22 protein-coding genes and 2 tRNA genes are annotated in these 26,101 nt (G+C 72.3%); 12 read left to right on the top strand and 12 right to left on the bottom strand.

Annotated features, from left to right (window positions below):
- Positions 1–2: 2 nt before the first annotated feature.
- On the bottom strand, positions 3–1,421 hold the full coding sequence (locus ACTVAJ_RS00335; protein WP_470385949.1) for a zinc-dependent metalloprotease: 1,419 nt from the start codon (positions 1,419–1,421) through the stop codon (positions 3–5).
- A gap of 123 nt (positions 1,422–1,544) precedes the next feature.
- Between ACTVAJ_RS00335 and ACTVAJ_RS00330 the strand changes: the two genes are divergently transcribed.
- The 3 genes from ACTVAJ_RS00330 (at position 1,545) to ACTVAJ_RS00320 (ending at position 4,632) form a co-directional block, all read left to right on the top strand.
- Positions 1,545–2,612: an NAD-dependent epimerase/dehydratase family protein gene (locus ACTVAJ_RS00330; RefSeq protein ID WP_470385963.1), complete on the top strand. Its 1,068-nt coding sequence runs from the start codon at positions 1,545–1,547 to the stop codon at positions 2,610–2,612.
- Positions 2,613–2,749: 137 nt separating this feature from the next.
- The gene (locus ACTVAJ_RS00325; RefSeq protein ID WP_470385948.1) at positions 2,750–3,187 is read left to right on the top strand and encodes a molybdenum cofactor biosynthesis protein MoaE; all 438 of its coding nucleotides are present in this window, start codon (positions 2,750–2,752) and stop codon (positions 3,185–3,187) included.
- Between the two features lie 356 nt (positions 3,188–3,543).
- Positions 3,544–4,632 (top strand): YlbL family protein, encoded by a 1,089-nt coding sequence (locus tag ACTVAJ_RS00320; RefSeq protein ID WP_470385947.1) that lies wholly within the window; start codon positions 3,544–3,546, stop codon positions 4,630–4,632.
- 57 nt (positions 4,633–4,689) lie between these two features.
- On the opposite strand, the gene ACTVAJ_RS00315 is transcribed toward ACTVAJ_RS00320, so the two are convergent.
- Positions 4,690–5,217 (bottom strand): PPA1309 family protein, encoded by a 528-nt coding sequence (locus ACTVAJ_RS00315; RefSeq protein WP_470385946.1) that lies wholly within the window; start codon positions 5,215–5,217, stop codon positions 4,690–4,692.
- Positions 5,218–5,511: 294 nt separating this feature from the next.
- Here ACTVAJ_RS00315 and ACTVAJ_RS00310 point away from each other — a divergent pair, with 294 nt between their 5' ends.
- The 3 genes from ACTVAJ_RS00310 (at position 5,512) to ACTVAJ_RS00300 (ending at position 9,020) form a co-directional block, all read left to right on the top strand.
- Positions 5,512–8,466, top strand: coding sequence for a UPF0182 family membrane protein (locus tag ACTVAJ_RS00310; protein ID WP_470385962.1), 2,955 nt, complete (start codon positions 5,512–5,514; stop codon positions 8,464–8,466).
- Positions 8,467–8,627: 161 nt separating this feature from the next.
- Positions 8,628–8,701: transfer RNA gene (locus tag ACTVAJ_RS00305), tRNA-Met, on the top strand.
- A gap of 242 nt (positions 8,702–8,943) precedes the next feature.
- Positions 8,944–9,020 (top strand) — tRNA-Met (locus ACTVAJ_RS00300).
- A gap of 191 nt (positions 9,021–9,211) precedes the next feature.
- Here ACTVAJ_RS00300 and ACTVAJ_RS00295 read toward each other — a convergent pair.
- The 5 genes from ACTVAJ_RS00295 to hisN all read right to left on the bottom strand — a co-directional run bounded on the left by ACTVAJ_RS00295 (position 9,212) and on the right by hisN (position 13,837).
- Entirely contained in the window at positions 9,212–9,931 is a 720-nt protein-coding gene (locus ACTVAJ_RS00295; protein ID WP_470385945.1) for an ABC transporter ATP-binding protein, read from the bottom strand.
- Positions 9,932–10,966: a permuted SH3 domain-containing protein gene (locus ACTVAJ_RS00290; RefSeq protein WP_470385944.1), complete on the bottom strand. Its 1,035-nt coding sequence runs from the start codon at positions 10,964–10,966 to the stop codon at positions 9,932–9,934. It lies immediately after the preceding gene.
- A gap of 10 nt (positions 10,967–10,976) precedes the next feature.
- Positions 10,977–12,221, bottom strand: a complete 1,245-nt coding sequence (locus ACTVAJ_RS00285; RefSeq protein WP_470385943.1) for an ABC transporter permease — start codon at positions 12,219–12,221, stop codon at positions 10,977–10,979.
- A gap of 156 nt (positions 12,222–12,377) precedes the next feature.
- Positions 12,378–12,941, bottom strand: coding sequence for a hypothetical protein (locus tag ACTVAJ_RS00280; RefSeq protein WP_470385942.1), 564 nt, complete (start codon positions 12,939–12,941; stop codon positions 12,378–12,380).
- A gap of 95 nt (positions 12,942–13,036) precedes the next feature.
- Complete coding sequence (gene hisN / locus ACTVAJ_RS00275) at positions 13,037–13,837, bottom strand: histidinol-phosphatase (protein ID WP_470385941.1); 801 nt, start codon at positions 13,835–13,837, stop codon at positions 13,037–13,039.
- A 137-nt stretch (positions 13,838–13,974) separates the two neighbouring features.
- On the opposite strand from hisN, the gene ACTVAJ_RS00270 reads away from it, so the two are divergent.
- Both ACTVAJ_RS00270 and ACTVAJ_RS00265 read left to right on the top strand, forming a co-directional pair.
- Complete coding sequence (locus tag ACTVAJ_RS00270) at positions 13,975–14,559, top strand: TetR/AcrR family transcriptional regulator (protein ID WP_470385940.1); 585 nt, start codon at positions 13,975–13,977, stop codon at positions 14,557–14,559.
- Between the two features lie 16 nt (positions 14,560–14,575).
- Positions 14,576–14,866, top strand: coding sequence for a DUF2087 domain-containing protein (locus ACTVAJ_RS00265; protein ID WP_470385939.1), 291 nt, complete (start codon positions 14,576–14,578; stop codon positions 14,864–14,866).
- 61 nt (positions 14,867–14,927) lie between these two features.
- Here the strand turns inward: ACTVAJ_RS00265 and ACTVAJ_RS00260 are convergent, their stop codons facing one another.
- From ACTVAJ_RS00260 to aroA, 3 genes are all read right to left on the bottom strand, one after another.
- Positions 14,928–15,851, bottom strand: coding sequence for an RpnC/YadD family protein (locus tag ACTVAJ_RS00260; protein ID WP_470385938.1), 924 nt, complete (start codon positions 15,849–15,851; stop codon positions 14,928–14,930).
- A gap of 90 nt (positions 15,852–15,941) precedes the next feature.
- The gene (rsgA, locus tag ACTVAJ_RS00255; RefSeq protein WP_470385937.1) at positions 15,942–16,952 is read right to left on the bottom strand and encodes a ribosome small subunit-dependent GTPase A; all 1,011 of its coding nucleotides are present in this window, start codon (positions 16,950–16,952) and stop codon (positions 15,942–15,944) included.
- Positions 16,949–18,232: a 3-phosphoshikimate 1-carboxyvinyltransferase gene (gene aroA / locus ACTVAJ_RS00250; RefSeq protein ID WP_470385936.1), complete on the bottom strand. Its 1,284-nt coding sequence runs from the start codon at positions 18,230–18,232 to the stop codon at positions 16,949–16,951. The genes rsgA and aroA overlap by 4 nt, the downstream gene beginning before the upstream one ends.
- A gap of 61 nt (positions 18,233–18,293) precedes the next feature.
- Between aroA and ACTVAJ_RS00245 the strand changes: the two genes are divergently transcribed.
- A complete protein-coding gene (locus ACTVAJ_RS00245) occupies positions 18,294–19,466 on the top strand; it encodes a cysteine desulfurase family protein (RefSeq protein ID WP_470385935.1) in 1,173 nt (390 codons plus the stop codon).
- A 149-nt stretch (positions 19,467–19,615) separates the two neighbouring features.
- On the opposite strand, the gene ACTVAJ_RS00240 is transcribed toward ACTVAJ_RS00245, so the two are convergent.
- Positions 19,616–20,323, bottom strand: a complete 708-nt coding sequence (locus ACTVAJ_RS00240; protein WP_470385934.1) for a peptidylprolyl isomerase — start codon at positions 20,321–20,323, stop codon at positions 19,616–19,618.
- A gap of 311 nt (positions 20,324–20,634) precedes the next feature.
- Between ACTVAJ_RS00240 and ACTVAJ_RS00235 the strand changes: the two genes are divergently transcribed.
- Both ACTVAJ_RS00235 and ACTVAJ_RS00230 read left to right on the top strand, forming a co-directional pair.
- Positions 20,635–21,447 (top strand): helix-turn-helix domain-containing protein, encoded by an 813-nt coding sequence (locus tag ACTVAJ_RS00235; RefSeq protein WP_470385933.1) that lies wholly within the window; start codon positions 20,635–20,637, stop codon positions 21,445–21,447.
- 56 nt (positions 21,448–21,503) lie between these two features.
- On the top strand, positions 21,504–22,718 hold the full coding sequence (locus tag ACTVAJ_RS00230) for an amidohydrolase (protein ID WP_470385932.1): 1,215 nt from the start codon (positions 21,504–21,506) through the stop codon (positions 22,716–22,718).
- 360 nt (positions 22,719–23,078) lie between these two features.
- Here the strand turns inward: ACTVAJ_RS00230 and ACTVAJ_RS00225 are convergent, their stop codons facing one another.
- Positions 23,079–23,882, bottom strand: a complete 804-nt coding sequence (locus ACTVAJ_RS00225) for a TIGR03089 family protein (RefSeq protein ID WP_470385931.1) — start codon at positions 23,880–23,882, stop codon at positions 23,079–23,081.
- A 167-nt stretch (positions 23,883–24,049) separates the two neighbouring features.
- On the opposite strand from ACTVAJ_RS00225, the gene ACTVAJ_RS00220 reads away from it, so the two are divergent.
- Positions 24,050–26,095, top strand: a complete 2,046-nt coding sequence (locus tag ACTVAJ_RS00220; protein WP_470385930.1) for a hypothetical protein — start codon at positions 24,050–24,052, stop codon at positions 26,093–26,095.
- The last annotated feature ends 6 nt before the right edge of the window (positions 26,096–26,101 follow it).

The following is a 26,101-nucleotide window of genomic DNA, read 5'->3' as shown; positions in this document are numbered from 1 at the left end:
GTCTAGGCGTCCTCTCCGCGGTCGTCCCCGTCGTCCTTCTTCCCGTCCTTCGCGCCGTCCGCGTCACCGGTCAGCTTCGAGATGTCGAAGTCGGCGTCCCCGAACTCCCCGCCGCCGCTGACGAACGCGTCCGGGTCGTCCAGGTCGGTGCCCGTGGGCATCAGGTCCGGGTGCTGCCACACCGCGTCGCGCCCCTCGATCCCGCGCGCCTCCTCCAGCGCGGTCCACAGGGCCGACGCCTCGCGCAGACGCCGCGGGCGCAGTTCCAGCCCCACCAGGGCCGCGAACGTGTGCTCGGCGGGCCCGCCGGTGGCCCGGCGCCGCCGGGTCGCCTCGGCCAGGGCGCCCGCCTGCGGAAGCCGCTCGGACACCGCGTCCGACACCACCGTGGCCACCCAGCCCTCGATCAGCGCCAGGGCGGTCTCCAGGCGGCCCAGCGCCGCCTTCTGCTGCGGGGTGTCCTCCGGCTGGAACAGGCTCTCGCCGCCCACGCCGCCGGACAGCGCCTCCTGGAGGGCCTCCGGGTTGGTGAGGTCGATCCCGCCGAGCTTGTCCTCCAGGCCGCTGACGTCGAACGACATCCCGGCCGCGTACTCCTCGACCAGCCGGGACACGTACGAACGCAGCCACGGCACGTGCGAGTACAGGCGGTGCACCGCCGCCTCGCGCGCGGCCAGGTACAGCCGCACCTCGTCCTCGGGGATCTCCAGCCCCTCGCCGAACCCGGCCACACCGGGCGGCAGCAGGGCCGCGTTGCCCTCACCGGCCAGCGGCAGGCCGATGTCGGTGGTGCCGATCACCTCGCGCGCCAGCTCGCCGATCGCCTGACCGGCCTGCTGGCCGACCATCATGCCGCCCATCTGCTGGACCATGCCCAGCAGCGGACCGGCCACGGACCGCATCTCCTCCGGGAGGTTCTGGCCCATCGCCTGCACGGTCTTGGACGTCAGCGGGTCGCACAGCTGCGCCCACGAGTCGATCGTCCGCTCGATCCACTCCGACCGGCTCCAGGCCTGTGCGGTGTGGATCCCCGACGGCAGGTCGGTAGCCTGGTCGAGCCACAGGTCGGCGAGGCGGAGCGCCTCCTCGACCTTGGCGTAGTCGTGCGGCGGGATGCTCGGGTCGCCGTGCTGGGACACCGTGTGCCGCGCGATGTTCTTGGCCATGTCCCAGTTGATCCCCGACGGCGACGACGTCCCGCCGGAGCCACCGGGGCTCGGCTGGCTCGACATCATGTCGGCGAACTGCCGGAGCATGTTGGCCATCTGTTGCGGGTCGCCGAACGGGAAGTCGCTCGGCGTTCCGGAGTCTCCCCCGCCCGGGCGGCCGCTGCCGGCACCCGAGCCGGAGTCGCCAGAGCGGCGTCCGGACTCGTCATCGGGATCGTTCGGCATGCTGAAACCGAATGGCAGGTCGCTCACTATCAGACCTCAGGCAGGATTAGGTTTGGTCTCCACTGTCACGTTAGCTGGGAGTCGCCCGGAGTGAATACCGAAAGCAACCAGGTTCGCCCAGAGCACAGCCCCTCCGAAGGCGCGGGCTCGGTGGTCGCGGTCACCGGTGCCGCCTCCGGGGTGGGTCGGCTCCTCGTGCAACGCCTGGCCGAGCCGAATGGTTCCGTGTCCCTCCGGGAGGTCGTGGCGATCGACGACGAGTTCTCCGACCTGGACGGCGTCACGTGGCGGATCGCCGACGTGTGCGATCCGGGGCTGGTCTCGCGGCTCGACGGCATCGACGTCCTCGTGCACACCGCCGACGACCGCTCCCTGGACACCAAGCCCGCCAGGCGCCGCCAGCACAACGTCCGTGCCGCCCAGACGGTCCTGACGGCGGCCGCCGCCTCGGGCGTGCCGCGCGTCATCCTCGTCACGGGCACCATGGTCTACGGCGCGGCCCCCGACAACCCGGTGCCGCTGCCCGAGGACGCTCCCCGGGTCTCCGACAACAGCGCCGGGCTGACCGGCGACTTCGCGGAGATCGAGGCACTCGTCGAACGCGCCCGCCGTGCGCACCCGAGCCTGTCCGTCACCGTCGTCCGCCCCGCACCGCTGGTCGGCCCCGGCCTGGACACCCTGCTCAGCCGCCACTTCTCCGCGCCGCGCCTGCTCACGGTCAAGGGCCACGAACAGCGGTGGCAGTTCTGCCACGTCGACGATCTGGTCAGCGCCCTGGAGTTCTGCGCCCTGCACGGGGTCGGGGGCGTCGACGGGGTCGTGACCGTCGCCAGCGAGGGCTCCCTCTCCCAGGAGGAGGTGGAGGAGGTCGCGGGCATGAAGTCCTTCGAGGTCACCGCCAACCTGGCCTTCGGCGCCATCCGCCGCCTGCACCAGGCGAGGATCACCCCGGCGGCGGAGGGCGAGCTCAAGCACCTGGTCTACCCCTGCGTGGTGGACTGCCGGGCCCTGCGGGAGGCCGGGTGGAAGCCCCACTACGACAACAGGGAGGTGCTCGCCGCCCTGATGGAGTACCGGAGCGGCAAGCCCGCGATCGTGGGGCGCAACCTGGGCGCCAAGGAGGTCACCATCACCGCCGCGGGCGCGGCCGGTGCGGCGGCCGCCGCGATCGGTACCGCGGCGGCCATCCGCCACCTGCGCCGCCGCGGCCGGGGCTGACCGCGGGGCCCGGCCCCGGGCCGGGCGCGCGGCCGGATTCGTACCCGACGACGAGGCCGTTCCCCGCGGCATGGAGGACCCCACAGGGGTTGCCCAAGCACCGGGGCCGGGCAGGTCAGGGTTGGTACCGTCGAATCGTGCAAGAAATCACTCTCGCGGCCGTACGCGACACGCCCCTGTCCGTCGACGAGGTCCTCGCCGCCGTCTCCGACCCCCGCGCCGGGGGGACCGCCGTGTTCATCGGAACGGTGCGGGACCACGACCACGGGCGCGACGTCGCCCGGCTGGCCTACTCGGCGCACCCCTCGGTGGAGGAGCGGCTGCGCGCCGTCATGGAGAAGGTGCTCACCGGTACCACCGTCCCAGGGCGTCCGGTGGTGAGGCTGGCGGCCGTCCACCGCGTCGGGGACCTGGAGATCGGCGACGCGGCGGTGGTCGTGGCCGCCGCGGCCGCGCACCGGCAGGAGGCCTTCGACGCCTGCCGCCGCCTGATCGACGACCTCAAGGCGCAGGTGCCGATCTGGAAGCACCAGTCCTTCGAGGACGGCCGGGACGAGTGGGTCGGTACGCCGTAGGGCCGCGTGGGGACGGCGCCCCGCCGAAGTCCGGCGGCGCGCACACCCGTACCTGTGCGCCGAGCTCCCGCAACCGCACCGCGAGTCCCGCCATCGGTTCGACGTCCCCGCGCGATCCGTACGTCAACAACAGCACGCGCATTCCACGACCCCCGTTCTCCCGGATCCTCCGGGCACGGTCAGCGATTCTGCTGCACGGCCGGGGTCCTGCGGCAGGCTCCCCCGCGCGGTGTACGCCGGAAACGGCCGGAGGCGTTCGGCCCCCACTCATCGACTTGTGCCGATCATCGGATCCGGCGCGCGGCCGCCGGGACCGGGCGCGCGTCCGGGTTCCACGCGGGCCGTAGGGTATGGGCATGCTTCGTCGTGTCCTGACCCTCGTCGTCGCCCTCGCCCTGCTCGTGGGCCTGGCGCTCGGCAGCCTCCACCTCCCCATGCCCTACATCGTGGCCACCCCCGGCGTCACGGTGAACACCGTGGGCGAGTTCGACGACGGTCCGGTGATCAGGATCGAGGGCGCCGAGAGCTACGAGCACGACGGTGCGCTCTCCATGGTCACCATCCAGTACGCGGGCGGTCCCCAGCGGCGGCTCAGCGCGCTGGAGGTCCTCACCGCATGGCTCTCGCCGGGCAACGCGGTCATGCCCGAGGAGCTGCTCTTCCCGGCCGACCGGACGCCGGAGGAGGTCAGCGAGCGGCAGACCGTCCAGATGAACGACTCCCAGACCGACGCGACCGCCGCCGCACTGGGTCAGCTCGGCATCGGGTACGAGGCGGTCCCGGTGGTCGCCGACGCCGTCGAGGGCATGCCCGCCGACGGACTGGTCGAGCCCGGCGACGTCATCGTCGAGATCGACGGCGAGCCCGTCCCCACCGACGCCGGCGAGGGTGAGGGCAGTCCGGCCGTGGGCAGCGCCGCGGTCGTCGACACGGTGAGTTCACGTGAGCCCGGCGACCCCGTGGAGATGGTGCTCGACAGGGACGGCGAGACCGTGGAGGTCGAGATCACCACGGCGGAGGGCGAGGACGGCACGGCCGCCGTCGGCATTCTCATCGCCGACGACACGGAGTTCCCGATCGGCGTGGAGATCTCCGTCGGCGACATCGGCGGGCCGAGCGCCGGGATGATGTTCGCCCTCGGGATCATGGACCGGCTCAGCCGGGAGAGCCTGACCGGCGGCGCCCGCGTGGCCGGATCGGGCACCATCAGCGCCGACGGTCAGGTCGGTGGGATCAGCGGTATCCCGCAGAAGATGGTCAGCGCCCTGCGCGACGGCGCCGAGTACTTCCTCGTGGCCGCCGACAGCTGCGACCAGGTCGCCGACTCGGCGGCCTACGGCGAGCTGGAGGTGGTCCGTGTGGAGACGCTCGACGACGCCGTGGGCGCCCTGGAGACCATCCGGACCGGCGAGGGCGAACTGCCCCGCTGCGAGGGCCTGGAGTAGGTTCCCCTGCCGGGGACGGCCACCCGAAGCGGGGCGCGGGTCCGGGGCGGACCCGGCTCAGCCGTTCCCGGCCCCGCCGTCCTCGTCGAGGTCCAGGGTCAGCGCGAGCGCGGAGGTCAGCGCCGGGATGAGGTCGGCCCCGTTGAGCACCTCGGTCTCGCTGTCGTGGCTGCGCATCCGCATCGCGCAGTGGCGCGACCCGTCCCGCAGCACCCCGGCGACCATCCGGATCTCCTCGGTCTCCCGACCCGACTCGACCGGGTCCTCACCCATGGCCAGGGTCTCGTCCGAACCCTTCACCACCAGGCGCTCCATGACCAGCGCGCACCCGGCCACGTCCTCCGGCCACAGGATGCGGCCCAGCGCCTCCTCCAGGGGGACGTCGCCGGGGAGCGGCTCCTGCTCGACCGGTGTCAGCTCCTCCGGGTCGACGGGGGAGTCGATCCCCAGCAGGCCGGCCAGGGCCGGTTCCGCCTTGAGCAGGTCGGCGGTGGGCACCAGGGCGTACAGGCCCAGCGGCCGGTCCCAACCCTGCTCGGCGGCGTGGCGTTCCAGGTCCATGACGGCTTCGCGAATGTTCGACACGCTTCCATGGTGACCGATGCGGGAGCCTCGCCGGTCCCGATTCCGGCCAGTAGGGTCACCATGGGCGCGCCGGTTGCCGGTCCGATACCCCAACGATGCTCGCTCGTCACCCGGGTGGGGGGATTTCGGGAACCCGGCGGCCTCCGAATAAGTTCTCAGTAATAAGGCGCCACACGCGCACCGAACGCATCTACCAAGCCAGAACGAGGGGGAGGCGTGAGCTTCCGATCGCCCGGCGCACCACCTGCGCGTATGCCTCGCCGATCAAGGTTGCTCGCGCCTGTCGCGGCGACCGTGGTCGTCATCATCGCGGGCCTGGCGCTCGCCGCGAACTTCTGGACCGATTTCAAGTGGTTCAGCTCCGTCGGGTACACGACGGTGTTCCTGACCGAACTGTGGACGCGCGTACTCCTGTTCGCCGTCTCCGCGTTGGTCATGGCCGTTATCGTCGGCGCCAGCATCTTCTTCGCCTACCGCTCCCGGCCCGGCGTACGGCCCATGAGCCTGGAGCAGCAGGGGCTCGACCGCTACCGGCAGTCGATCGACCCGCACCGCAAGCTGTTCTTCTGGATCGCGGTCGGCGCCCTCGCGCTCCTGGCCGGAGCCGCGGCCAGCGGTGACTGGCGGGCCTACCTCCAGTTCCTGCACGCGACCGACTTCGGCGTCGCCGACTCCGAGTTCGGGATGGACATCGGGTTCTTCGCGTTCGTCTACCCGTTCCTGCGGACACTGCTCGGCTACGTGTACGCGTCGGTCATCCTGGCGTTCATCGCCGCGGTCATCGTCCACTACCTGTACGGGGGCGTGCGCCTCCAGAACGACAGCGGCCAGCGCGCCACCCCCGCCGCCCGGGTGCACCTGTCGGTGCTGCTGGGCGTCTTCGTGCTGCTGCGCGCCGGGTCGTACTGGCTGGACCGCTACGGCCTGGTCTTCTCCGACCGCGGGTACACCTTCGGCGCGTCCTACACGGACGTCAACGCGGTCAAGACGGCCCTGATGATCCTCACGGTCATCTCCGTCATCTGCGCCCTGCTGTTCTTCGCCAACATCTACTTCAAGAACACCATGGTCCCCATGGCCAGCCTCGGTCTGCTGGTCCTGTCCGCGGTGCTGGTCGGCGTCGCCTACCCCGAGATCGTCCAGCGCTTCCAGGTCAGCCCGAACGAGCAGCGCCTGGAGGAGCCCTACATCGAGCGCAACATCCAGTCCACGCGCGACGCCTACGGCATCGCCGGGGCCGAGGTGACCGACTACGACGCCACCACCGAGCTGACGCCCCAGGAACTGTCGGCCGAGGCCGACACGATCCCGAGCGTCCGCCTGGCCGACCCGTCCGTGATCTCGCAGACCTTCCAGCAGATGCAGCAGGTCCGCGGCTTCTACGAGTTCCCGGACGTGCTGGAGGTCGACCGGTATCCGGACCTCGACGGCAACCTGATCGACACCATCGTCGCCGTCCGTGAGCTGGAGGGGCCGCCCTCCGACCAGGACAACTGGCTCAACCGGCACCTGATCTACACCCACGGCTACGGCATGGTCGCCGCCGCGGGCAACCTGATCGACCCCGAGGGCCGCCCGGTCTTCACCGAGTACAACATCCCGCCCCGGGGCGAGCTGAGCGAGGTCACCGGCGAGTACGAGCCGCGGATCTACTACGGCCGCGAGGGCGCGGAGTACGTCATCGTCCAGGCCGAGCGCGAGTACGACTTCCCGGTCGACCCCGAGGAGGAGACCGAGGAGGTCCCCACCCTGGAGGACGCCCTGGAGCCCACCGCCAGCCCCGAGCCGGACGAGGCCCGCGCCCCGTCCGACTCCGACACCGAGGGCGGCGCCGAGGAGGGCTCCCAGGAGGGGACCGACGGTGCGGAGGACACCGGCAACGGGGGCGCCGAGGACGGCGAGTCCCAGGCCTACAACCGCTACGAGGGCAGCGGCGGCGTCCAGTTGAGCAGCTTCTTCGACCGGATCCTGTACGCGATCAAGTACCAGGAACCCAACATCCTGCTCAACAGCGCCATCACCAGCGACTCGCGCATCATCTACGAGCGCGACCCGCTGGAGCGCGTGGAGCGCGTGGCCCCGTTCCTGACCGTGGACAGCAGCCCCTACCCGGCGGTGGTCGACGGCCGGGTCCAGTGGATCGTGGACGCCTACACCACGTCCAACGGCTACCCGTACGCCAACCCGATCGACTTCAACCAGGCGGTCACCGACACGTTCACGGACGGCACGGCCCAGCAGGTCGGCGCCCTGCCCGGCAACGAGGTCAACTACATCCGCAACTCGGTCAAGGCGACGGTCGACGCCTACGACGGCACCGTCACGCTGTACGCCTGGGACGAGGAGGACCCGGTCCTGCAGACCTGGATGAGCGCCTTCCCGGACATCGTGACGCCCCGCTCGGAGATGAGCGAGGACCTGCTCAACCACGTCCGCTACCCGGACGACCTGTTCAAGGTGCAGCGCGAGATCATGCGCGAGTACCACGTGACCAACGCCGAGGCCTTCTACGGCGGTCAGGACTTCTGGACGATCCCGGCGGACCCGACCACCGGGGACGACGCCCCGATGCCGCCGTACCGGCAGACCATCAACTACCCGGGGGCGGACACGGCCAGCTTCTCGCTGACCACGACGTTCGTCCCGCGCAACCGGGAGAACCTCGCGGCGTTCATGGCGGTCAACAGCGACCCGAACTCGGAGGACTACGGCCAGCTCCAACTGCTGGAGCTGCCGCGCAGCACGGTCAACTTCGGTCCCGGCCAGATGCAGAACGCCTTCGACTCCGACGCCGCGGTCCGTGAGGTCCTGCTGCCGCTGGAGCAGTCCAACGCCGAGGTGACGCGGGGCAACCTGCTGACCCTGCCGTTCGGCGGCGGCCTGCTGTACGTCGAGCCGCTCTACGTCCAGGCCGGCGGCGGCGGTGCGGCCTCCTTCCCGCTGCTCCAGCAGGTGATGGTCGGCTTCGGTGAGGACGTCGCGATCGGCAGCAACCTCCAGGAAGCGCTGAACAACCTGTTCGGGGAGGGTGAGGCGCCGCTGCCCGACCCGGAGGCGCCCGCCGAGGACGAGGAGCCCGCCGAGGGCGGCGCGGAGGAGCCCGCCGAGGAGCCCTCCGGCAACGAGGCGCTCACCGACGCGCTGAACGAGGCCGTCGAGGCCTGGGAGGAGGCCCAGGACAACCAGGACCAGGCCAACGAGGACCTCCGGGAGGCCCTGGAGGCGATCGAGGACGCGCTGAACGAGTAGGCGCCGGGACCTCCGGGTCCGGGCGGCCGGTCGACGGGGCGGGGCCTACGGGCTCCGCCCCGTTCGCGTGGGCCCCGGGGCGCCGCCGCCCGCGTGGCCCACGTCTCGTGGCGTCGATTTGGGTTCACGGCCCGGACACGCTACTGTTGAGAACACAACGACGCGGGGTGGAGCAGTTCGGTAGCTCGCTGGGCTCATAACCCAGAGGTCGCAGGTTCAAATCCTGTCCCCGCTACTGATACCGGACCCGGAAGAAATTCCGGGTCCGGTGCTTTTCACCTGATTCCCCGTTCCGGCGGGGTGCGGAACTCGTTCCGTTCGGGTGGATGTCGGCGCCGGTCGTCGCGGGGTGAAAGTCCTGATACGATCGACGAAGGTCAGGCCGGAAGGTTTGACCGGGGTGGATCCCCTCCGGTTCTTCTCAGGAAAAACCGGTTTGCCACCCGGGGCGAAAGGCCCTAAAATAGGGATCAACGACGCGGGGTGGAGCAGTTCGGTAGCTCGCTGGGCTCATAACCCAGAGGTCGCAGGTTCAAATCCTGTCCCCGCTACCAATGAGAGCCGGTGCGGTCGGAAGCAGAGCTTCCACCGCACCGGCTTCTTCTGTTTCCGGGAAAAACCCGCACGGAACCGTCCCGGCGGGAAATGGCGTAAAGGGGCCGGGGGCGTTTTCCGGCCGAGCCCGGGAGAGCGCACCGGGCCGCGGTCCCCGCAGGGACCACGGCCCGGAGTTCGGGGCCGGGGGTCAGCGCGTGCGGCCCTCGACGAGCTCCACCACGCGGTCGGCGCGTTCGGCGACCTTGGGATCGTGGGTCACCACGACCACCGCCGCGCCCCGCAGTTCGGCCTGGGCCAGTAGCTGGTCCATGATCATCCGGCTGCTCGCGGCGTCCAGGGCGCCCGTGGGCTCGTCGGCGAGGATGAGCGCGGGTTCCCGGCTCAGGGCCCGCGCCAGCGCCACACGCTGCTGCTCACCGCCGGAGAGCTGGTGCGGCTGCGAGGTGAGGCGGTGGCCCAGGCCGACGGACTCCAGCAGTTCGCGGGCGCGGGTCCGGCGGCGGAGTACGGGCACCCCGCCCAGCACCATCGGCACGCCGACGTTGGCCAGGGCGCTGCGCCGCTCCAACAGGTGGAACTGCTGGAAGACGAAGCCGATGCCCGCACCGCGCAGACGTGAGCGGCGGCCCTCGCCCAGACGGGTGGTGTCGACGTCGTCGAAGACGTAGGCGCCGCCGCTCGGCCGGTCCAGCAGGCCGAGCAGGTTGAGCAGGGTGGACTTGCCCGAGCCCGACTGGCCCACGATCGCCACGACCTCGCCGCGCGCCACCTGGAACGTGCAGTCGTACAGGACGTCGATCCGGGTGCCCGACACCGTGAAGTGGCGGGTCAGACCCTCCACCCGGAGGAGGGGAGAGGTGCCGGACGGGGAGCGCGCGGCCTCCGGCGCGGGTGTGTCGACCGCCATCTACTCGGCCTCCATGATGACGTAGTCGCCCTCGTCCGCGAACTCCTCGCCGGGGCCGCCGGGAACGTCGAACCGGGGGTCGAGCGGGACCGGGTCCATGACCTGCTCGCCGACGCTCAGCCCCTCGACGACCTCCACCATGGAGCCGTCGGACACGCCCAGGGTGACCGCACGCACCTCCTGGGACCCGTCCTCGGCCACGACCATGACCTCGCCCTCGTCGGCCCTGCCGCGCACGGCGGTCACGGGGACGGCCATGACGTTGGACACGTCCTCGACGGCCACCGACAGCTCACCCTGCACGCCGTCGTAGGCCTCCACGTCGGCGGGGACCCGGCAGACCAGCTCGGTGCCGCCGCCACCGCCTCCGCCGCCCTCGACACCCTCGCCCCCGTCGGGGGAGCCCCCTTCGCCGCCCTGCTCGGCCGGGCCCAGGGAGACGAACTCGCACGGTGCCGGGGCGGGGCCCTGGTCGATGCTCAGCTCGATGTCCCGGGGCTCGCCGCCGAAGCGGTACAGGTCGTTCGACGGAATGGACGCCACCGCCTGGAACTCGTCCGGGGCCACCGTCGCCACGACCGCGCCGGCCTCGACGACGTCACCGTCGCGCAGGTCACCGATCCCGGAGACGTCGCCCGCGCGGGGCGCGTAGAGCGTGACCTCGCGCGCGGCGGGGGCCTCGGCGTCCTCCTCGCCCCCGGCGCCCGCGGTGTCCGGGACGGACAGGGTCACGATCGGGGCGCCGTTCTCGACCGGGGTTCCGTCACCCACCCAGACCCGGGTCACGGTGCCGCCGCCCCGGGCGGTGACGTCCTCGCCGGGGGCGGCCCGGACCGCGGCGTCCAGCACCATCACCGAGCTGATCGAGCCCAGCTCCACCGTGAACGGCACGCTCGTCTCCAGGGCGGCCTGTTCCATGGGGATCTCCGGGCCGCCACCGCCGAGCACCCGCGGCAGCACGACGTAGGTTCCGCCGCCCAGCCCCGCGAGGAGTACGAGCCCGGTACCGGCGATGATCCACTTCTTCTTGCTCATCTTGAGTCTCCTACTCGCGGAGTCCGGCGACGACGGACGCGCGCAGCGCCCGGGCCGCGGGGATGATCCCGGCCAACAGTCCGACACCGGCGGCGCTGCCCAGTCCGAGGAGCACGCCGTTGGCCGGAACGCGCACGTCGACGCCGGGCGGCACGAGGTCGAGCTCGGTGACGACCACCGAGGCCAGGGACCCCAGCGCCCAGCAACCGGCGAGGGCGATGACCCCCGCCACGACCGACACGACCACGGCCTCCATCACCACGGCCACGAAGAGCGTGAACCGGGAGGCCCCCAGGGCCCGGTAGGTGGCCAGCTCGCGGCGGCGCTCGCGCACGGTGACCAGCCCGACGTTGAGCACGCCGAGCAGGCCGGTGCCCAGGGTGACGAAGGCGATGCCGAGCAGGCCCCAGGTCATGTACCGCAGGGGTTCCTCGAGCATGTCCGCACTGTCCGCGCGGTAGCTCCAGATCGCGTCGGGGTCGTCGACCCCCCACCGCCAACCGGCGGAGGCCAGGGTCCGCGCGAACGCCGAGCCGTTGTCCGCCGTGCCCGGGTGGTCCGGGTCCAGACGGACGACGTAGGTGTTCTCACCCGCGAAGTACCCGAACGAGTCCGAGGGTTCCTCGGAATCCGCCGGGGCGAAGAGCATCTCCTCGGTGGCGGGGGAGCGCAGCAGGTAGGCGGTCTGCCAGCTGAAGTCCATGTTGGAGTCGGCGATGACACCGACGACCCGTGCCTCCATCCACCGGTCCTGGCCGACCTGTACCTGTGCCAGGTCCGGGAGCTGGTCGGCGAGGGACTGGTTGATCACCAGGACGGGGGCGAGCGACTCGGTGTCCTCCTCGGAGAACCAGCGCCCCTGGGCCATGTCGAGGCGGCGGATGTCGCCGAGTCCGGCGTCCACGCCGCGGAACTCCACCTCGGGTGCGGTCGCGTCACCGGAACGGATCCGGATCGGGTTCCCCGGCATCTGGTACAGGGAGACCTGCTCGCCGCCCGCGCGGTACAGGTCCTCCTCCAGGGCTTCGCGGTCGCTGATCTCGGCACCGATGCCGACCTCCAGCGTCGCGGGGAGCCCGCCCTGGATCTCGCTGTAGGCGACGGCGTAGCGCTGTCCGAAATCGCTGCCCATGACCACGACGATCAGCGCGCCGACACCGACGACGACGCCGGCGCAGGACAGGATGGTCCGGGCGACGTTGGCCCGGGAGCCGGCGAAGGCGAGCACGATCCCGGCTGTGAGGGAACGTAGCATTCGGCCCCTTCCCGTGTGTGGGGCCCGGCACCGCCGAGGGACGGCCGGGCCCGCGTGAATCGGGTGGTTTCACGACACCCAACGAGGGGAACACGAATTTCGGTTCACGGCCGTAGCGGGTTTTTGGCCGGGCGACGGACCGGTCCGTTCCGGGGGTCAGCCGACGGAGAAGCCGTCACAGGTCAGCGGGGTTCCGGCGGAGCTGTCACTCCAGATAACGGTATGGACACCGTCCGCCGATCCGGCGTCCGGGGCGGCGGTGGCCCCGGCGGCGGTGGCCGTGAAGTCCCCGGGGTAGTCGACGTGGGTCCAGGACCCGGCGGCGAGGGCGGCGTCGGCGGCGGACGAGGAGCCGTCCGGCGCGAGAACGGTCACGGTCACGCCCGTGACCCGGGTGTTCTCACCGGCCAGCACACCCAGCCGGACCGGTGCCCCGGGGGAGACGTCCGACCGCGGTGCCTCGGTCCGCCAGGTGCCCGGGGCGGGGGAGTCGACGGCCGGGGAGCACGTGTAGGTGCCCGGGTCGAACACGGTGTCGGGGAGGCCCGAGGGCGCGGCGGAGGTGGAGGCGCGCACGCGGTCGGCGATCATCGCGTCGAGTTCCTCGGGGGCGTACCCGTGCCCGCCACCGCAGGCGGCGGCCGCGGTGACGGACACGGCGGCGGCCAGGACGGCGGCGGCGCGGCGGAGCGCGGATCGTGGGGGTGTCGTGGTCAGCACACCCGGCAGGCTACTACCTGTGGTGATGGGACGTGTGTGGAAAGTGACGAATGCCGGGCGGGGGGCCGACGGGCCCGGGGCGTTGGGAACACGCCCTAACGGACGGGCGTGGGGCCGCCGTTGAGCCAGGTCAGCGCGGAGTCGTGCAGCAGTCCGTTGCTGCACACCAGCGGTCCGCCGTCCACGAAGTCATCACCGCGCAGGTTGGTCGCGCGCCCCCCGGCCTCCTCCAGGATGATCGGCAGCGGCGCCGCGTCCCAGAGCGACAGTTCGGGCTCGGCGGCCACGTCCACGACACCCTCGGCGACCATCACGTGGGACCAGAAGTCACCGTAGGCGCGGGTGCGCCAGACCGAACGGGTCAGGCCGAGGAAGGAGTCGAGCAGGCCGCGCTCCTCCCAACCGGTGAGCGAGGAGTAGCTGAACGAGGCGTCGCCCAGTTCCGAGACCTTGGACACGTGGCAGCGGGTCGCCTTCGACAGGCCGCGCCCCGTCCAGGCGCCGCCGCCCTTGGCGGCCCACCAGCGGCGGTGCAGGGCCGGGGCGGACACGAGGCCGACGACGGGCCGGTCGCCCTCCAGGAGCGCGATGAGGGTCGCCCAGACGGGGACTCCGCGGACGTAGTTCTTCGTCCCGTCGATGGGGTCGATGACCCACACCCGGTTGCTGTTGCCGGTCCTGCCGTACTCCTCGCCCACGACCGCGTCGCGGGGGCGGGCGCGCGAGAGCACACCGCGCAGGGTCTCCTCGACCAGTCGGTCGGACTCGGTCACCGGGGTCAGGTCCGGTTTGGTGTCGACCACCAGATCGAGCGCGCGGAACCGTTTGAGCGCGAGGTCGTCGGCAGCGTCGGCGAGCACGTGGGCCAGCCGCAGATCATCGTCAAAGGACGCCATGGCCGGTAACGCTACCCGGACCGGGCCGTCCCTGGCGACGGGGGCACCCCCACGTGACCAGAGTGTTAGTCGCGGCCGGGCCTTCGGAACTTCCGGGAGGACGGGGCTCCGGGGCCGTTCGGTGGGAGGATGGAGGGATGGAGACCGCGAGCGGACGCAGGCACGCCGGCGGGACGTCGGCGCGGGAGCGGTTGATGGACGCCGCCTACGCCGAGATCGTGGCCGGGGCGTGGCAGGGGCAGCGGATGGCCGACATCGCGGCGGCGGCGAAGGTGTCCAGGCAGACCCTGTACAACGTGTTCGGCAGCAAGGAGGGGCTGCTCCAGGCGATCGTGGTGCGTGAGGTCAACGGCTTGTTGGACACGGTGGTGCGCCTCCTGGAGGCGCAGGAGCACGACTCGGCGCACGCGGTGAGCAGGGCGACGCGGCTGATCCTGCTCAACGCGCGCGACAACCCGCTGCTGAGGGCGGTGCTGACCGGGGACCGGGAGCTGCTGCCGGTGCTCACGACGAGGTCGGCGCCGCTGCTGGACGTGTTGGGGGAGCGGATCGCCTGGCGGGTGGGGGAGCGCTGCGCGTGGGCGGACCCGCCGCTGGCCGAGGCGGTCGCCGACGTCGCGGTGCGGCTGACGGTCTCCTACGCGCTGCAGCCGATCGATCCGGAGCGGGCGGCGGAGCGGGTCGAGCGGGTCGTGCACGGGATGCTGTCGCGCGGCCGTTGAGAGGGGGTGCCGCCACGTGTGGGAGGAGCCGCTGTCGGAGCGGGAGCGGCGGAAGGTGCTGAGGAAGTACATGCCGCACGGCCGGATCACCGTGCTTCCGGTGCGCCGAGCCGAGCGGCTGGTGCTGTTCGACCAGGTGGCGCGTGCCTTCGAGCCCGGGGTCCGGTACACGGAGGTCGAGGTCAACGCGGTGCTGGTGCGGTTCAGCGCGGACCTGGCGGTGCTGCGGCACAGCCTGGTGGACGAGGGGTTCATGGAGCGCGACCGGTCGCGGTACTGGCGCTGCGGGGGGACGGTGGACCTGTAGCGGGGGTCGGGCCGGAGAAGGGCGTCCCCCGGCCCGGGGCGGTCGCGCGTCCGGTGCGCGGTCAGTCGAAGAGCTGGTCGGCGTCGGCCACCGTGACGGCCCGTTCGAGCCACGTCTCCAGCTCGGTGAGGTCGGCGCACCGGTCGATGCGGTCGCGGGCGGATCCCGAGACCGGGACGTCGCGCACACGCAGGACACGCAGCAGGGCCTTCCGCTCGCCCTCGATCCGGCCCATCACCTGGCCCTCGACGCGACCCTCGACGCGGCCCTCGGCGCGGCCCTCCCTGAGGCCCTCCTCACGTCCCTGTCCGACGTACTTGCGGGCGAAGTCGCTCTGCCACTCGTAGGTACCGGCCGCCATGAGTTCCTCCCACCTCTCCCGAGCCGCCGCGCTGAGCTTGGACTCGATGAAGTCATTGTAGATAAGCCTGGTGTGTTCGGGCAGGGCGTCCAGGGCCGCTTCGGCGGCCTTGAGGACGGCGGGGTCGTCGCCGTGCGCGGCCACCGACAGCACGGACAGTTCCGGCAGGCGCCTGGCCTGGTCGACGTCGTCGACCACCGGTGTGTTGCTCGGCCCCAGGACCGCGGGCGCGAAGGCGGTCCCACCGGCCTCGAACTCGACGGGGGTGCGCGCCCACACCTCGGTGCTCCTGTCGGGGCAGACCACCATCAGTCTGACGGGGCAGCGCAGCATCTCTCTGACGGTGGCCACGTACAGCGGCCAGGTGTACGGCTTGTCCTGGTCCTTCTTCTGCTGGACCTCGGCGATGATGGCCAGCACCCTGGCCCCGTCGCGGTCGTGCAGGACGACGACGTCGTCGGATTTGAAGGGTAGGGGCCTGAGCTTGGTGTGGTCGGTGCAGCCGATCTCCACGCGCGCGAAGTCGGGCACGGGGAAACCGATCGTGTCGCGTAGCACGGCAGGAGCCAGTTCCGGGTTGTTCTGGAACAGGCGGACCTGGAGCTCGTGGTCGAATCCGGGCATGCCGGGAGACTACCGAGCGTGACCGACGGATGTCGGAGAACCGGGGAATCGGTTCGCGACCGGGAGGAAGTGCTCCGGCGGGGCCGGACGCTAGGCCCCGGGCTCCTCGTCGAGGGTGCCCTCCCGGCTGGCCAGCAGCCGGCGCAGCGACCCCACGCGGTCGGCGTCCAGGGTCCCCCCGGTGAGGGCCGCGGCGACGGCGCAGCCCTCGACGTCCTCCTGGTGCGTGCAGTCCGGGGGGCACCCGCGGGTGACCTCGTCGATGTCGGCGAAGCCCGCCACGATGTCCTCGGGCTCGATGTGCGCCAACCCGAAACTGCGCACTCCGGGGGTGTCGATCAGCCAGCCGCCCTCGAAGGGCAGCGCGACGGCGGAGGTCGAGGTGTGGCGGCCCCGGCCGGTCACCGCGTTCACGTGGCCCACCGCCCGGTCGGTTCCGGGGACCAAGCGGTTGACCAGGGTCGACTTGCCCACACCGGACGAACCCACGAACACGCTGGTCCGGCCGGTGAGGCGGTCCCGGAGCCGGGTGAGGTCCCTCTCGGGGCCCAGGACCTCGTAGGGCACTCCCAGGGGCTCGTAGACCCGGACCAACTCGTCGGGGTCGGCCAGGTCCGCCTTGGTCAGGCACAGGAGCGGTGCGAGCCCGGCGTCGTAGGCCGCCACCAGGCACCGGTCGACGAAGCGGGGCTGGGGCGCGGGGTCGGCGAGCGCGCACACGATGGCCAGCTGGTCGGCGTTGGCGACGATCACCCGCTCGACGGGGTCGGTGTCGTCGGCGGTGCGGCGCAGGACGGAGCGGCGGTCGCGGACCCGGACGACCCGGGCGAGGGTGTCGGGCCGCCCCGACAGGTCCCCCACGACGTCGACGCGGTCGCCGACGACGATGGAGCCGCGGCCCAGTTCACGGGCCTTCATGGCCACGACGGGGACGTCGTTCACCAGGCACCGGTAGCGGCCCCGGTCGACGGTGGTGACCAGGCCCTCCGCCGCGTTCTCGTGCTTGGGCCGCTTCCGGGTGCGGGGTCGGGAGCCGCCCCGGGCGCGTACGCGGATGTCGTCCTCGTCCAGGTGGCGCCCCCCGCCCCGCGTGCGGCTCATGCCAGGGCCTCCGCCCAGAGGCCGGGGAAGTCGGGCAGCGTCTTGCGCGTGGTGGCGATGTTCTCCACCTCCACTCCGGGCACCGACAGCCCGATCACCGCGCCGGAGGTGGCCATCCTGTGGTCGTCGTAGGAGTGGAACACGCCGCCGTGCAGCGGACGGGGGCGGATGACCAGGCCGTCGGGCAGTTCCTCGACGTCACCGCCCAGGTGGTTGATCTCGGTCGCGAGCGCGGCGATGCGGTCGGTCTCGTGGCGGCGCAGGTGCGCGATACCGGTGAGCCGGGAGGGCGTGTCCGCCAGGGCCGCCACGGCCGCGATGGTCGGGGTGAGTTCGCCGACGTCACGCAGGTCGGCGGTGATGCCGTTGATCCGGCCGGTGCCGCGCAGGGTGAGGTCGTCGCCGGAGCGGGACACCTCACCGCCCATGCGGGTGAGCAGGGAACGCAGTTCGTCACCGGGCTGGGTGGTGTGCCCGGGCCACCCCTCGATGGTCACCTCACCGCCGCTGACCAGGGCGGCGGCCAGGAACGGCGCGGCGTTGGACAGGTCGGGCTCGACGGTGATCCCGCTGGCCTTGATCGGTCCCGGCTCGACCCTCCAGGAGTTCTCCCCGGTGGACACGGACACCCCGGCGGCGCGGAGCATCTCCACCGTCATGTCCAGGTGCGGCTGGGAGGGCACGGGCGGCCCCTGGTGGCGCACGTGGACGCCCTGGGTGAACCGGGCGCCGCTGAGCAGGAGCGCGGAGACGAACTGGGACGAACCGGAGGCGTCCAGGGTGACCTCGCCGCCGGGCACCGCCCCGGTGCCGTGGATGGTCATGGGCAGGGCGCCGCGTCCGCCGTCGTCGATGTCCGCGCCGAGGGCGCGCAGGGCGTTCAGGAGTTCGTCGACGGGCCGCTCGCGGGCGCGCGGGTCTCCGTCGAAGTGGACGTCTCCGGCGGCGAGGGCGGCGAGCGGCGGAACGAAGCGCATGACGGTTCCGGCGTTGCCGACGTCCACGGAGGCCGGACCGCGCAGCGCGGCGGGGGTGACCACGAGGTCCGCACCGTCCCGGGCGACGCCCACGCCCAGGGCCCGGAGCGCGCCGACCATGAGTTCGCTGTCGCGGCTGACGAGCGGACGGCGCACGACGCACGGTGTCTCCGACAGCGCCGCCAGTACGAGGGCCCGGTTGGTCACGGACTTGGATCCGGGCAGGGACAGTCGCGCGCTCACCGGGCGCTGGGCCGTGGGAGCGTGCCAGTGATGGCCGGTGGGCCGCGAGGAGTCAGGCATGACTCAAGGTTATCGGGACCGAGGCCGTGGACGGTGGTCGCGGGCGTATTCTGGGAGCGCCATGGTGTATCTGGATCACGCAGCCACGACCGGGGTCCGCCCGGAGGTCGTCGCCGATATCAGCGAGGAGCTCGGCGTCCTCGGCAACCCCTCGTCGCTGCACGGCCACGGCCGCGCCGCGCGCCGCACGGTCGAGGAGGCACGCGAGCGCCTCGCGGGAGCACTCGGCTGCACACCGCACGAGGTGGTCTTCACCGGCGGCGGTACCGAGTCCGACAACATCGCGGTCAAGGGGCTGTACTGGTCCCGGAACGCCCAGGACCCGGACCGGCGGCGGATCCTGGTCGGCGCGGTCGAACACCACGCGGTCCTGGACCCGGCGCACTGGATGGCCGACCACCAGGGGGCGGTCTTCGAGGCCCTCCCCGTGGACGGCTCCGGACGCGTCGATCCGGGCACGCTGAGGGAGGCGATCGAACGCGACCCCGGTTCGGTCGCCCTGGTCTCGGTCATGTGGGCCAACAACGAGGTCGGCACCGTGCAACCGGTGGCCGACCTGGCGGCCGTGGCCGCCGAACACGGGATCCCCTTCCACACGGACGCCGTCCAGGCGGTCGGAGCCGAGCCGGTCGACTTCGCCGCCAGCGGCGTCACCGCCCTGACCGTGAGCGGTCACAAGCTCGGCGGGCCGGTCGGGGCGGGCGCCCTGGTCGTCGGTCGGGGCCAGGCGCCGGTTCCCGTCCTGCACGGCGGCGGTCAGGAGCGCGAGATCCGCTCGGGCAGCCTGTCCACGCCCCTGCTGCGCGGGCTGGCCACCGCCGTCGACCTCGCCGTGGCCGAGCGCGAGGAGCACGCCAAGCACCTGGCCTCGCTCCGGGACGACCTGGAGGAACGCGTCCGGGCGGAGGTTCCCGACGTCGTCGTCAACGGTGACCCGGGCGGGAGGCTGCCCGGTATCTCCCATCTGTCCTTCCCCGGCTGCGAGGGTGACGCGCTGCTCATGCTGCTCGACGCGCGGGGCATCTCCTGCTCGACCGGTTCCGCGTGTTCGGCGGGCGTCGCCCAGCCCAGCCACGTGCTCCTGGCGATGGGGGCCGACCCGGACACCGCGCTGAGCAGTCTGCGGCTGTCCCTGGGCCGGACCTCCACCGAGGACGACGTCGCGGCGCTGGCCGGGGCGATCGGGCCCGCCGTCGAGCGGGCCCGCGCCGCCCGGGCCAAGCGCAGGCGCTAGGTCCTGTTCCCCGGAACGGCTCCCCGGGTGATGTCGCCCGGGGGTCGGCGGGGTTCCCAACGACCGAGACCACGCCGTGGGCGTCCGTTGCGGACGGCCGCGGGCGACGGGCGGGCCGACGCCGGGCGGCGGCCGAGAACGGTCACGGTTCAGTCGCCGGAGCGCTGGATCGTGACGGACCGCAGCACGACGTCCTCCGCGGGCCGGTCGCCCTGGTCGGTCTGCACCTGGGAGATCGCCTCCACGACCTGGTAGGACTCGTCGTCGGCCACCTGGCCGAAGATCGTGTGCCCACCGTTCAGGTGCGTGGTCGGCGCCACCGTGATGAAGAACTGCGAACCGTTGGTGTTCGGGCCCGAGTTGGCCATGGCGAGCACACCCGGCTCGTCGAAGGTGCGTCCGGAGTCGAACTCGTCTTCGAACGTGTAGCCGGGGCCGCCGCGTCCGCTCCCCTGGGGGTCCCCGCCCTGGATCATGAAGTCCTGGATCACTCGGTGGAAGACGGTCCCGTCGTAGTAGGCCGCGTCCCCGGTCACCGGGTTGGGCGCGCCCTGGCCCTCGGCGAGGCCGACGAAGTTGGCGACGGTCAGCGGGGCGTCCTCCGGGAAGAGTTCCACCTCGATGTCGCCCTCGCTGGTGCTCAGCACCGCGCCCTCGACGTCCGAGACGTCGATGTCGGCGGGGCCGCCGGAGGCCTCGGCGCCGTCGGTCGCGTCGCCGCCGGGCGACTCGCCGCCGTCGGCGGCGGCGTTCCGGTTCGTGTCCTCCGCCTCCACCGTGTCGCCCTGGCACGCGGTCGTGGCGAACAGGACGGTGGAGGCCAGGAGGGCGGTCGCCGGCAGGGTCAAGCTCTTCATCGGTTCACTTCCGAGGTGAGGTTCGCGGCTGGGCGGCACTCAGAGTACTGGGACCGGAGGGACTTCCCCACTCCGGGGCACGCCGACCACCGGCCGGGAGCCGTGCAGGTCAGAGGGGTTCGGAGAGGATGCTTCCAACGAGTCCGGTCATGGGACGGCATTGTCGGTTCTTGTACTGACTTATCACGGATCGCCGCACCCGCCCCGTCGCTTGACCAGCAGCACCGCCACGGGAGAGGGTCGAAGGAAGGGGGCGGGGCCGACCCGAGGGACGCGGCCCGCCCCGACCGGCGACGGGAGAGGATTCGGGAGTGAACACTGCGTTGCCGTCTGCGATGTGGCTCCCCTTCGGCGCGCGGATCCTGCGCGCCAGGTCCGACAGGGGGCTCTCGCGCGCCGAGCTGGCCAGGACCGTCGGGGTGACCGACGACAAACTCCGCGAGGTGGAGGACGCGCACTGCCGACCGGCCCGGACCCTGGTCGAGCGGGTGGACACCGCGCTGGGCGCCGAACACCAACTGGTCGACGCCTGGGCGATCACCCTCCAGGCCGAGGCCTTCCCCAACGAGTTCGGGGACATGCGCGAGGTCGGTACGCACGCGGCGCGGCTCTGGGAGCACCAGCCCATGGCCGTGCCCACGTTCCTGCGCACCCGGGAGTACTCCCGGGCCATCCTGGGACCCGCCCACCCCGACCTGGGCGCCGACCAGGTCGAGGCCCTGGTGGAGGAGGAGATGGCCCACCGGGCGGCGATGACCGGACCGGAGGGCCCCCGGCTGCGGGTGGTGCTCAACGAGGCCGCCCTGACCCGGCCCCAGGGAGGCGCGGACGTCATCAACGCCCAGCGCGGCTTCCTGGCCGACCTCATCGCGGCGGGCATCGTCACCATGGGCGTGATCCCCGAGCAGACCCCGCACCATCCGGGGCTGGGGGGAGCCTTCCGGCTGATGGAGTTCGAGGACCGGCCCAGCATGGTCTACGCGTTCGCCGCGCAGGGGGGAGACCTCACGGCCGACACCGAGCAGGTCGGGCGCTGCACGATGGTGCGTGACGCCATCGAGGGCGCCGCCGTCGAACTGACGCCGGACTCGGAGGCCCTGACCGCGCGGCGGCCCGGGAACTGAGCCCGGAGCCGACCGGCTCTTGGGGGAACACCCGATGATGGGCTAGGTTGCCCGCCATGGATATCGCGATCACTTCCGGGTACGTCGTGCCCGTCGACGGAGACCCCATCGACGGCGGCACGGTCCTCATCTCCGACGGCACCATCACCGCGGTCGGCCCGGACGCCGACGTCACCGTCCCCGACGGGGCCACGGTCGTCGACGCCGCCGGCACATGGGTGCTGCCCGGCTTCGTCGAGGCGCACGGCCACATCGGCATCGACGAGGAGGGCGTCGGCTGGGCGGGCGACGACACCAACGAGATGACCGACCCCAACGGCGCGCGCATGCGCGCCCTGGACGCCATCAACCCCGCCGACCTGGGCTTCGTCGACGCCCTGTCCGGCGGTGTGACCAGTTCGGTCATCAAGCCCGGCTCCGGTAACCCGATCGGCGGCCAGACGGTCGCCGTCAAGTGCTGGGGACGCAGCATGGAGGACCGGCTGATCAGGCAGCCGACCAGTGTCAAGAGCGCCCTGGGCGAGAACCCCAAGCGCGTGTACGGGGAGAAGAAGCAGCTGCCCTCGACCCGGCAGGGCGTGGCCGCGGTCATCCGCGACGCGTTCACCAAGGCGCAGGACTACAAGGCCAGGCGCGACCACGCGGCGGCCGAGGGCACCCCCTTCGACCGGGACAACGCCATGGAGGTCCTGGTCAGGGTCCTGGACGGCGAGGTCCCGTGGTGCCAGCACGTCCACCGCGCCGACGACATGCACACGGCGATGCGCCTGGCCGACGAGTTCGGGTACCGCCTGATCATCAACCACTGCACCGAGGGCCACCTGATCGCCGACGAGATCGCCGCGCGCGACGTCCCCGTGATCACCGGGCCGCTGATGACGAGCCGGTCCAAGGTCGAGGTCAAGAACAAGACGCTCGCCAACCCGGGCATCCTCGACCGGGCCGGTGTGAAGCTCGCGCTGACCACGGACCATCCGGTCGTCCCGATCGAGTTCCTCGTGCACCAGGCCACCCTGTGCGTGAAGGAGGGGTTGGACCGCGACACCGCGATCCGCGCGATCACCCTCAACCCCGCCGAGATCATGGGGATCGACGACCGGGTCGGCGCGCTGCGGGCCGGCCTGGACGGCGACGTGGTGGTGTGGTCGGGCGACCCGCTGGACGTCATGAGCCGCGCCCTGCGCGTGTTCGTCGAGGGCCGCGAGGTGTACACCTACGACGAGGAGCGGCGGGAGGGCGTGGTCGCCGACGCCTTCTACCGCGAGGGGTAGGGACACCCCCTCAGGCTCCTCAAGGCTCCTTAGGCCCCTCAGGTCCGTGAGGGGGCGCCTGAGGGGCGGTGGGACCCGGTCTGAGGCGCGGCCGACCGGCGGAGATAGGGCGGTTCTCCCATGGCGGGTGCGCCCTCCTTAGCGGAAGTCTGGTGTGTGTCGGGACGCACGGTCCCGGCCCACCGGACCCGCGAGGAGGACGTCATGCACCCCGACATCCACGCCCAGGCCGCCGACCTCTACCGCGCCGAGCGCGAGCGTGAGGCCCGCGAGGCCCGTCAGGCCCGCCAGGCCGGAAGGTCCCGTGCGGCCCGCCGCACCGAGCCCGAGCCCCCGGCGCGCCGGAGCGGGCCGGGCGGATCAGGCCAGCGCGCGCAGGCCCCCGGAGTCCGCCACACCGCTGTCCGCCAGGTCCAGGACCGCGGTGGCACCCTCCATCTTCAGGCGTGAGAGGAGGTCGGCGGTGTCGTCGGGGCCGCCTTGGAGGAGCACGAGCGGAGCACCCGCGGCCACCGCCGCCAGGAGGACCGAGGCGTCGTCGCCGAGCCCGGACAGCGGCGTGGCGGCGTCGATCACGACCCCCAGGCGGTCCTCCCCGGTGAGCGCCCACCGCTCGGTGCGCTCCCGGGCGGCGGAGACCAGCTCCGCGCCGCTCCACTCGCGTCCGCTCGCGTACGCGGTCGCCCCGGGGCCGACCGGGTAGGGGGAGAAGTGGTCGCCGTGGCCCCGGGCCTCGGTGGTGTAGTCGAGCACCATCGGCGGCAGGTCCCGCAGCGGCAGGCCGAGCGGGTGCAGCGACGCACCCACGACCTCCTCCGCGCCGCTGCCGAGCGCGGCCTCCAGCCGGTCGGCGTCGGCCACCGCGATCTGCGCCCCCCGCGGGAACGCGTCGCCGTCGACGGGCACCGCCACGGCCCCGACCGACCAGGACGACAGGAGCCAGACGATCGACTGCCAGTGCAGCGGCAACGCGACCGCCACCCGGTCCTCCGGCTGGGTCCCGAACCCGTCCACCATCATGTTCGAGGTCTTGGACACCCAGTTGTCGAGGGTGGCCGGAGAGAGCTCGACCCTGCCCCCCGACGCGTCGTAGGAGGTCACGAAGGGGTGGGCGGGGGCGGTGGCGACGAGGTCGCGCCACAGCTGTGCTGGAGTTTCGGGCATGCCGCCACTGTAGGGCGTGTTCCGCGGACACCGGTTCCGCCGCACGACGTTCCGGCGGTGTCCGGGCGAGGTGGGGGCGGCGGAGGTCGCCGGATATTCCGTGCGGTCCCGGACGCCGGGCCGTCTCGCCGTGTGCGCGGCGTCGCCCGAGCTGCCAGAGTGTCTCCATGCGCTTGCCTCCCGGACGTGTCCTGGCCCGTGTCACCGCGCTCCCCGCCGTCGCCGTCTCGGCCTGGCTCCTGGTGGCCTTCCCCCTCCTGGTGCTCGGCCTTTTCACGCCCCTGGCAGGGATCGTCGTCGGCGTCCCCGCGGTGGTCGCGGCGTGCGCGCTGGTGCCCCGGCTCATCCCGGACCCGGACGAGGACGTGCCCTGGTGGCCGGTCGTCCTCGTGCTGCTGATCGCCGTGGGCTTCGCCGCCGTGCAGATCGCCTACCACGCCGAGGCGCTGGTGATCCGGCGCGACCCCGCCTCCTACGCCATGTACACGGTGTGGATCGCGGAGAACGGATCGCTGCCGATCCCCCTGCGCACCGACCTCATCGCCGGGGACGACCCCTCGCTCAGCTACCAGAGCCTCGCCCAGTACCAGCGCGGCGACCACATCTGGCCGCAGTTCATGGCGGGCGCGCCCCTGCTGACCTCGATCGGCTACTGGCTGGGCGGCCTCACCGGCATGATGGTGACCACACCGGTCCTGGGCGCGATGGGCGTGCTGACCCTCGCCGGGCTCACCGCCCGCCTGGTCGGTGCCCGCTGGGCCCCGCTGGCCGCCGTCGTCCTGGCGGTGTGCCTGCCCCAGCAGTGGGTCAGCCGGTTCACCTACAGCGAGCCCGCCACCCAGATCCTCCTACTCGGCGGGCTGGTCCTCGCCTACGACGCGCTCTCCCGCCGCTCCTGGCTGCGCGACCGCTGGTCCGCCCAGCACACCCTGGCGGCGGCCGCGGGACTGGCGTTCGGACTGGGGCTGGTGGTGCGGATCGACGTCCTGCGCGACCTGCTTCCGGTCATCGGTTTCGTCGGCCTGCTGCTCCTCGCCCGCCGCGGTCAGGCCCTGCCGCTGCTGTGCGGACTCGTCGTCGGCGCGGGCATGGGCCTGTACGCCGGGTACGGACTGTCCCGCCCCTACCTGGAGTACCTGTCCGACTCGCTCAACCCGCTCCTGGTGATCACCGCCGTCGTCATCGTGCTCACCGTCGCCGCCACCGCCGCCCTGTGGCGGTACGGCGTCCCCCGGGTGGAGCGGGTGCGCTGGCTGCCCAACGCCATGGCGGTCCTCGCCCTGGTCGCGATGGTCGGCTTCGCGGTCCGCCCCCTGCTGTGGCCCGACTACGGTCACGGCAGCGACTTCACCGACCAGTGGGTCGCCGCGGTCCAGGAACGCGAGGGACTGCCGATCGAGGGCAGCCGCACCTACTACGACCTCAGCCTCTACTGGGTCGGCTGGTACGTGGGCCTGGGCACCGTCCTGTTCGCCGCGCTCGGCCTCGCCCTGATCCTGCGCCGGGTGGCGGCGCGCCGCGAGCCCCAGTGGGTCCTGCCCGCCATGCTGTTGGTGTGGACGGTGGGGACCACGCTCCTGCGACCCGCCATCACCCCCGACCACCCGTGGGCGAGCAGGCGGCTGATCGCCCTGGTCATCCCGGCGTTCATCCTGTTCGCCGTCTGGTTCCTGGCCTGGCTCACGCGCTACTGCGACCGCGCCGTCCGACTCGACGGCGACGGCCCGGTGCTGCGCGCACTCCCGACCGTGGTCGCGGCGGGCGCCTCCGTGGCCATGATCGTGCCGACCGCCGCCACCGCGGCCAACGGCATCATGGGGTACCGGCAGGACGTGGGCACGGTCGCCGCCGCGGAGAACCTCTGTGCGCACCTACCCGGCGACGGGTCGGTCGTCGTGGTCGACGGCGGGATGGCGGGCAACTACCTGCCGCTGTTCCGCAACGTGTGCGGGCTGCCCACGGCGGCGATGGACGAGCCCACACCCGGCGACGTGGCGCGGGTCGTCGGCCGGATCCACGAACGGGGCCGCACCGCCGTGCTCGCCGCGCCCGACCCGGCCCCGCTCATGGAGCTGACCGGCGGTGCCGTCACCCCCGTACGGCCCTTCCACGTGGTCGCCGACATGGACCCCAGTACCCTCATGGAACCGCCCACCGGCCACTGGACCTTCCGAGGAAGCGTCTGGGTGGCCGTCATCCCGGCCACGGACTGACCGCCC

It is taken from the genome of Nocardiopsis sp. KDC1DS13DA1, assembly GCF_055632325.1.
This window is presented reverse-complemented; position numbering and strand designations above follow the sequence as displayed.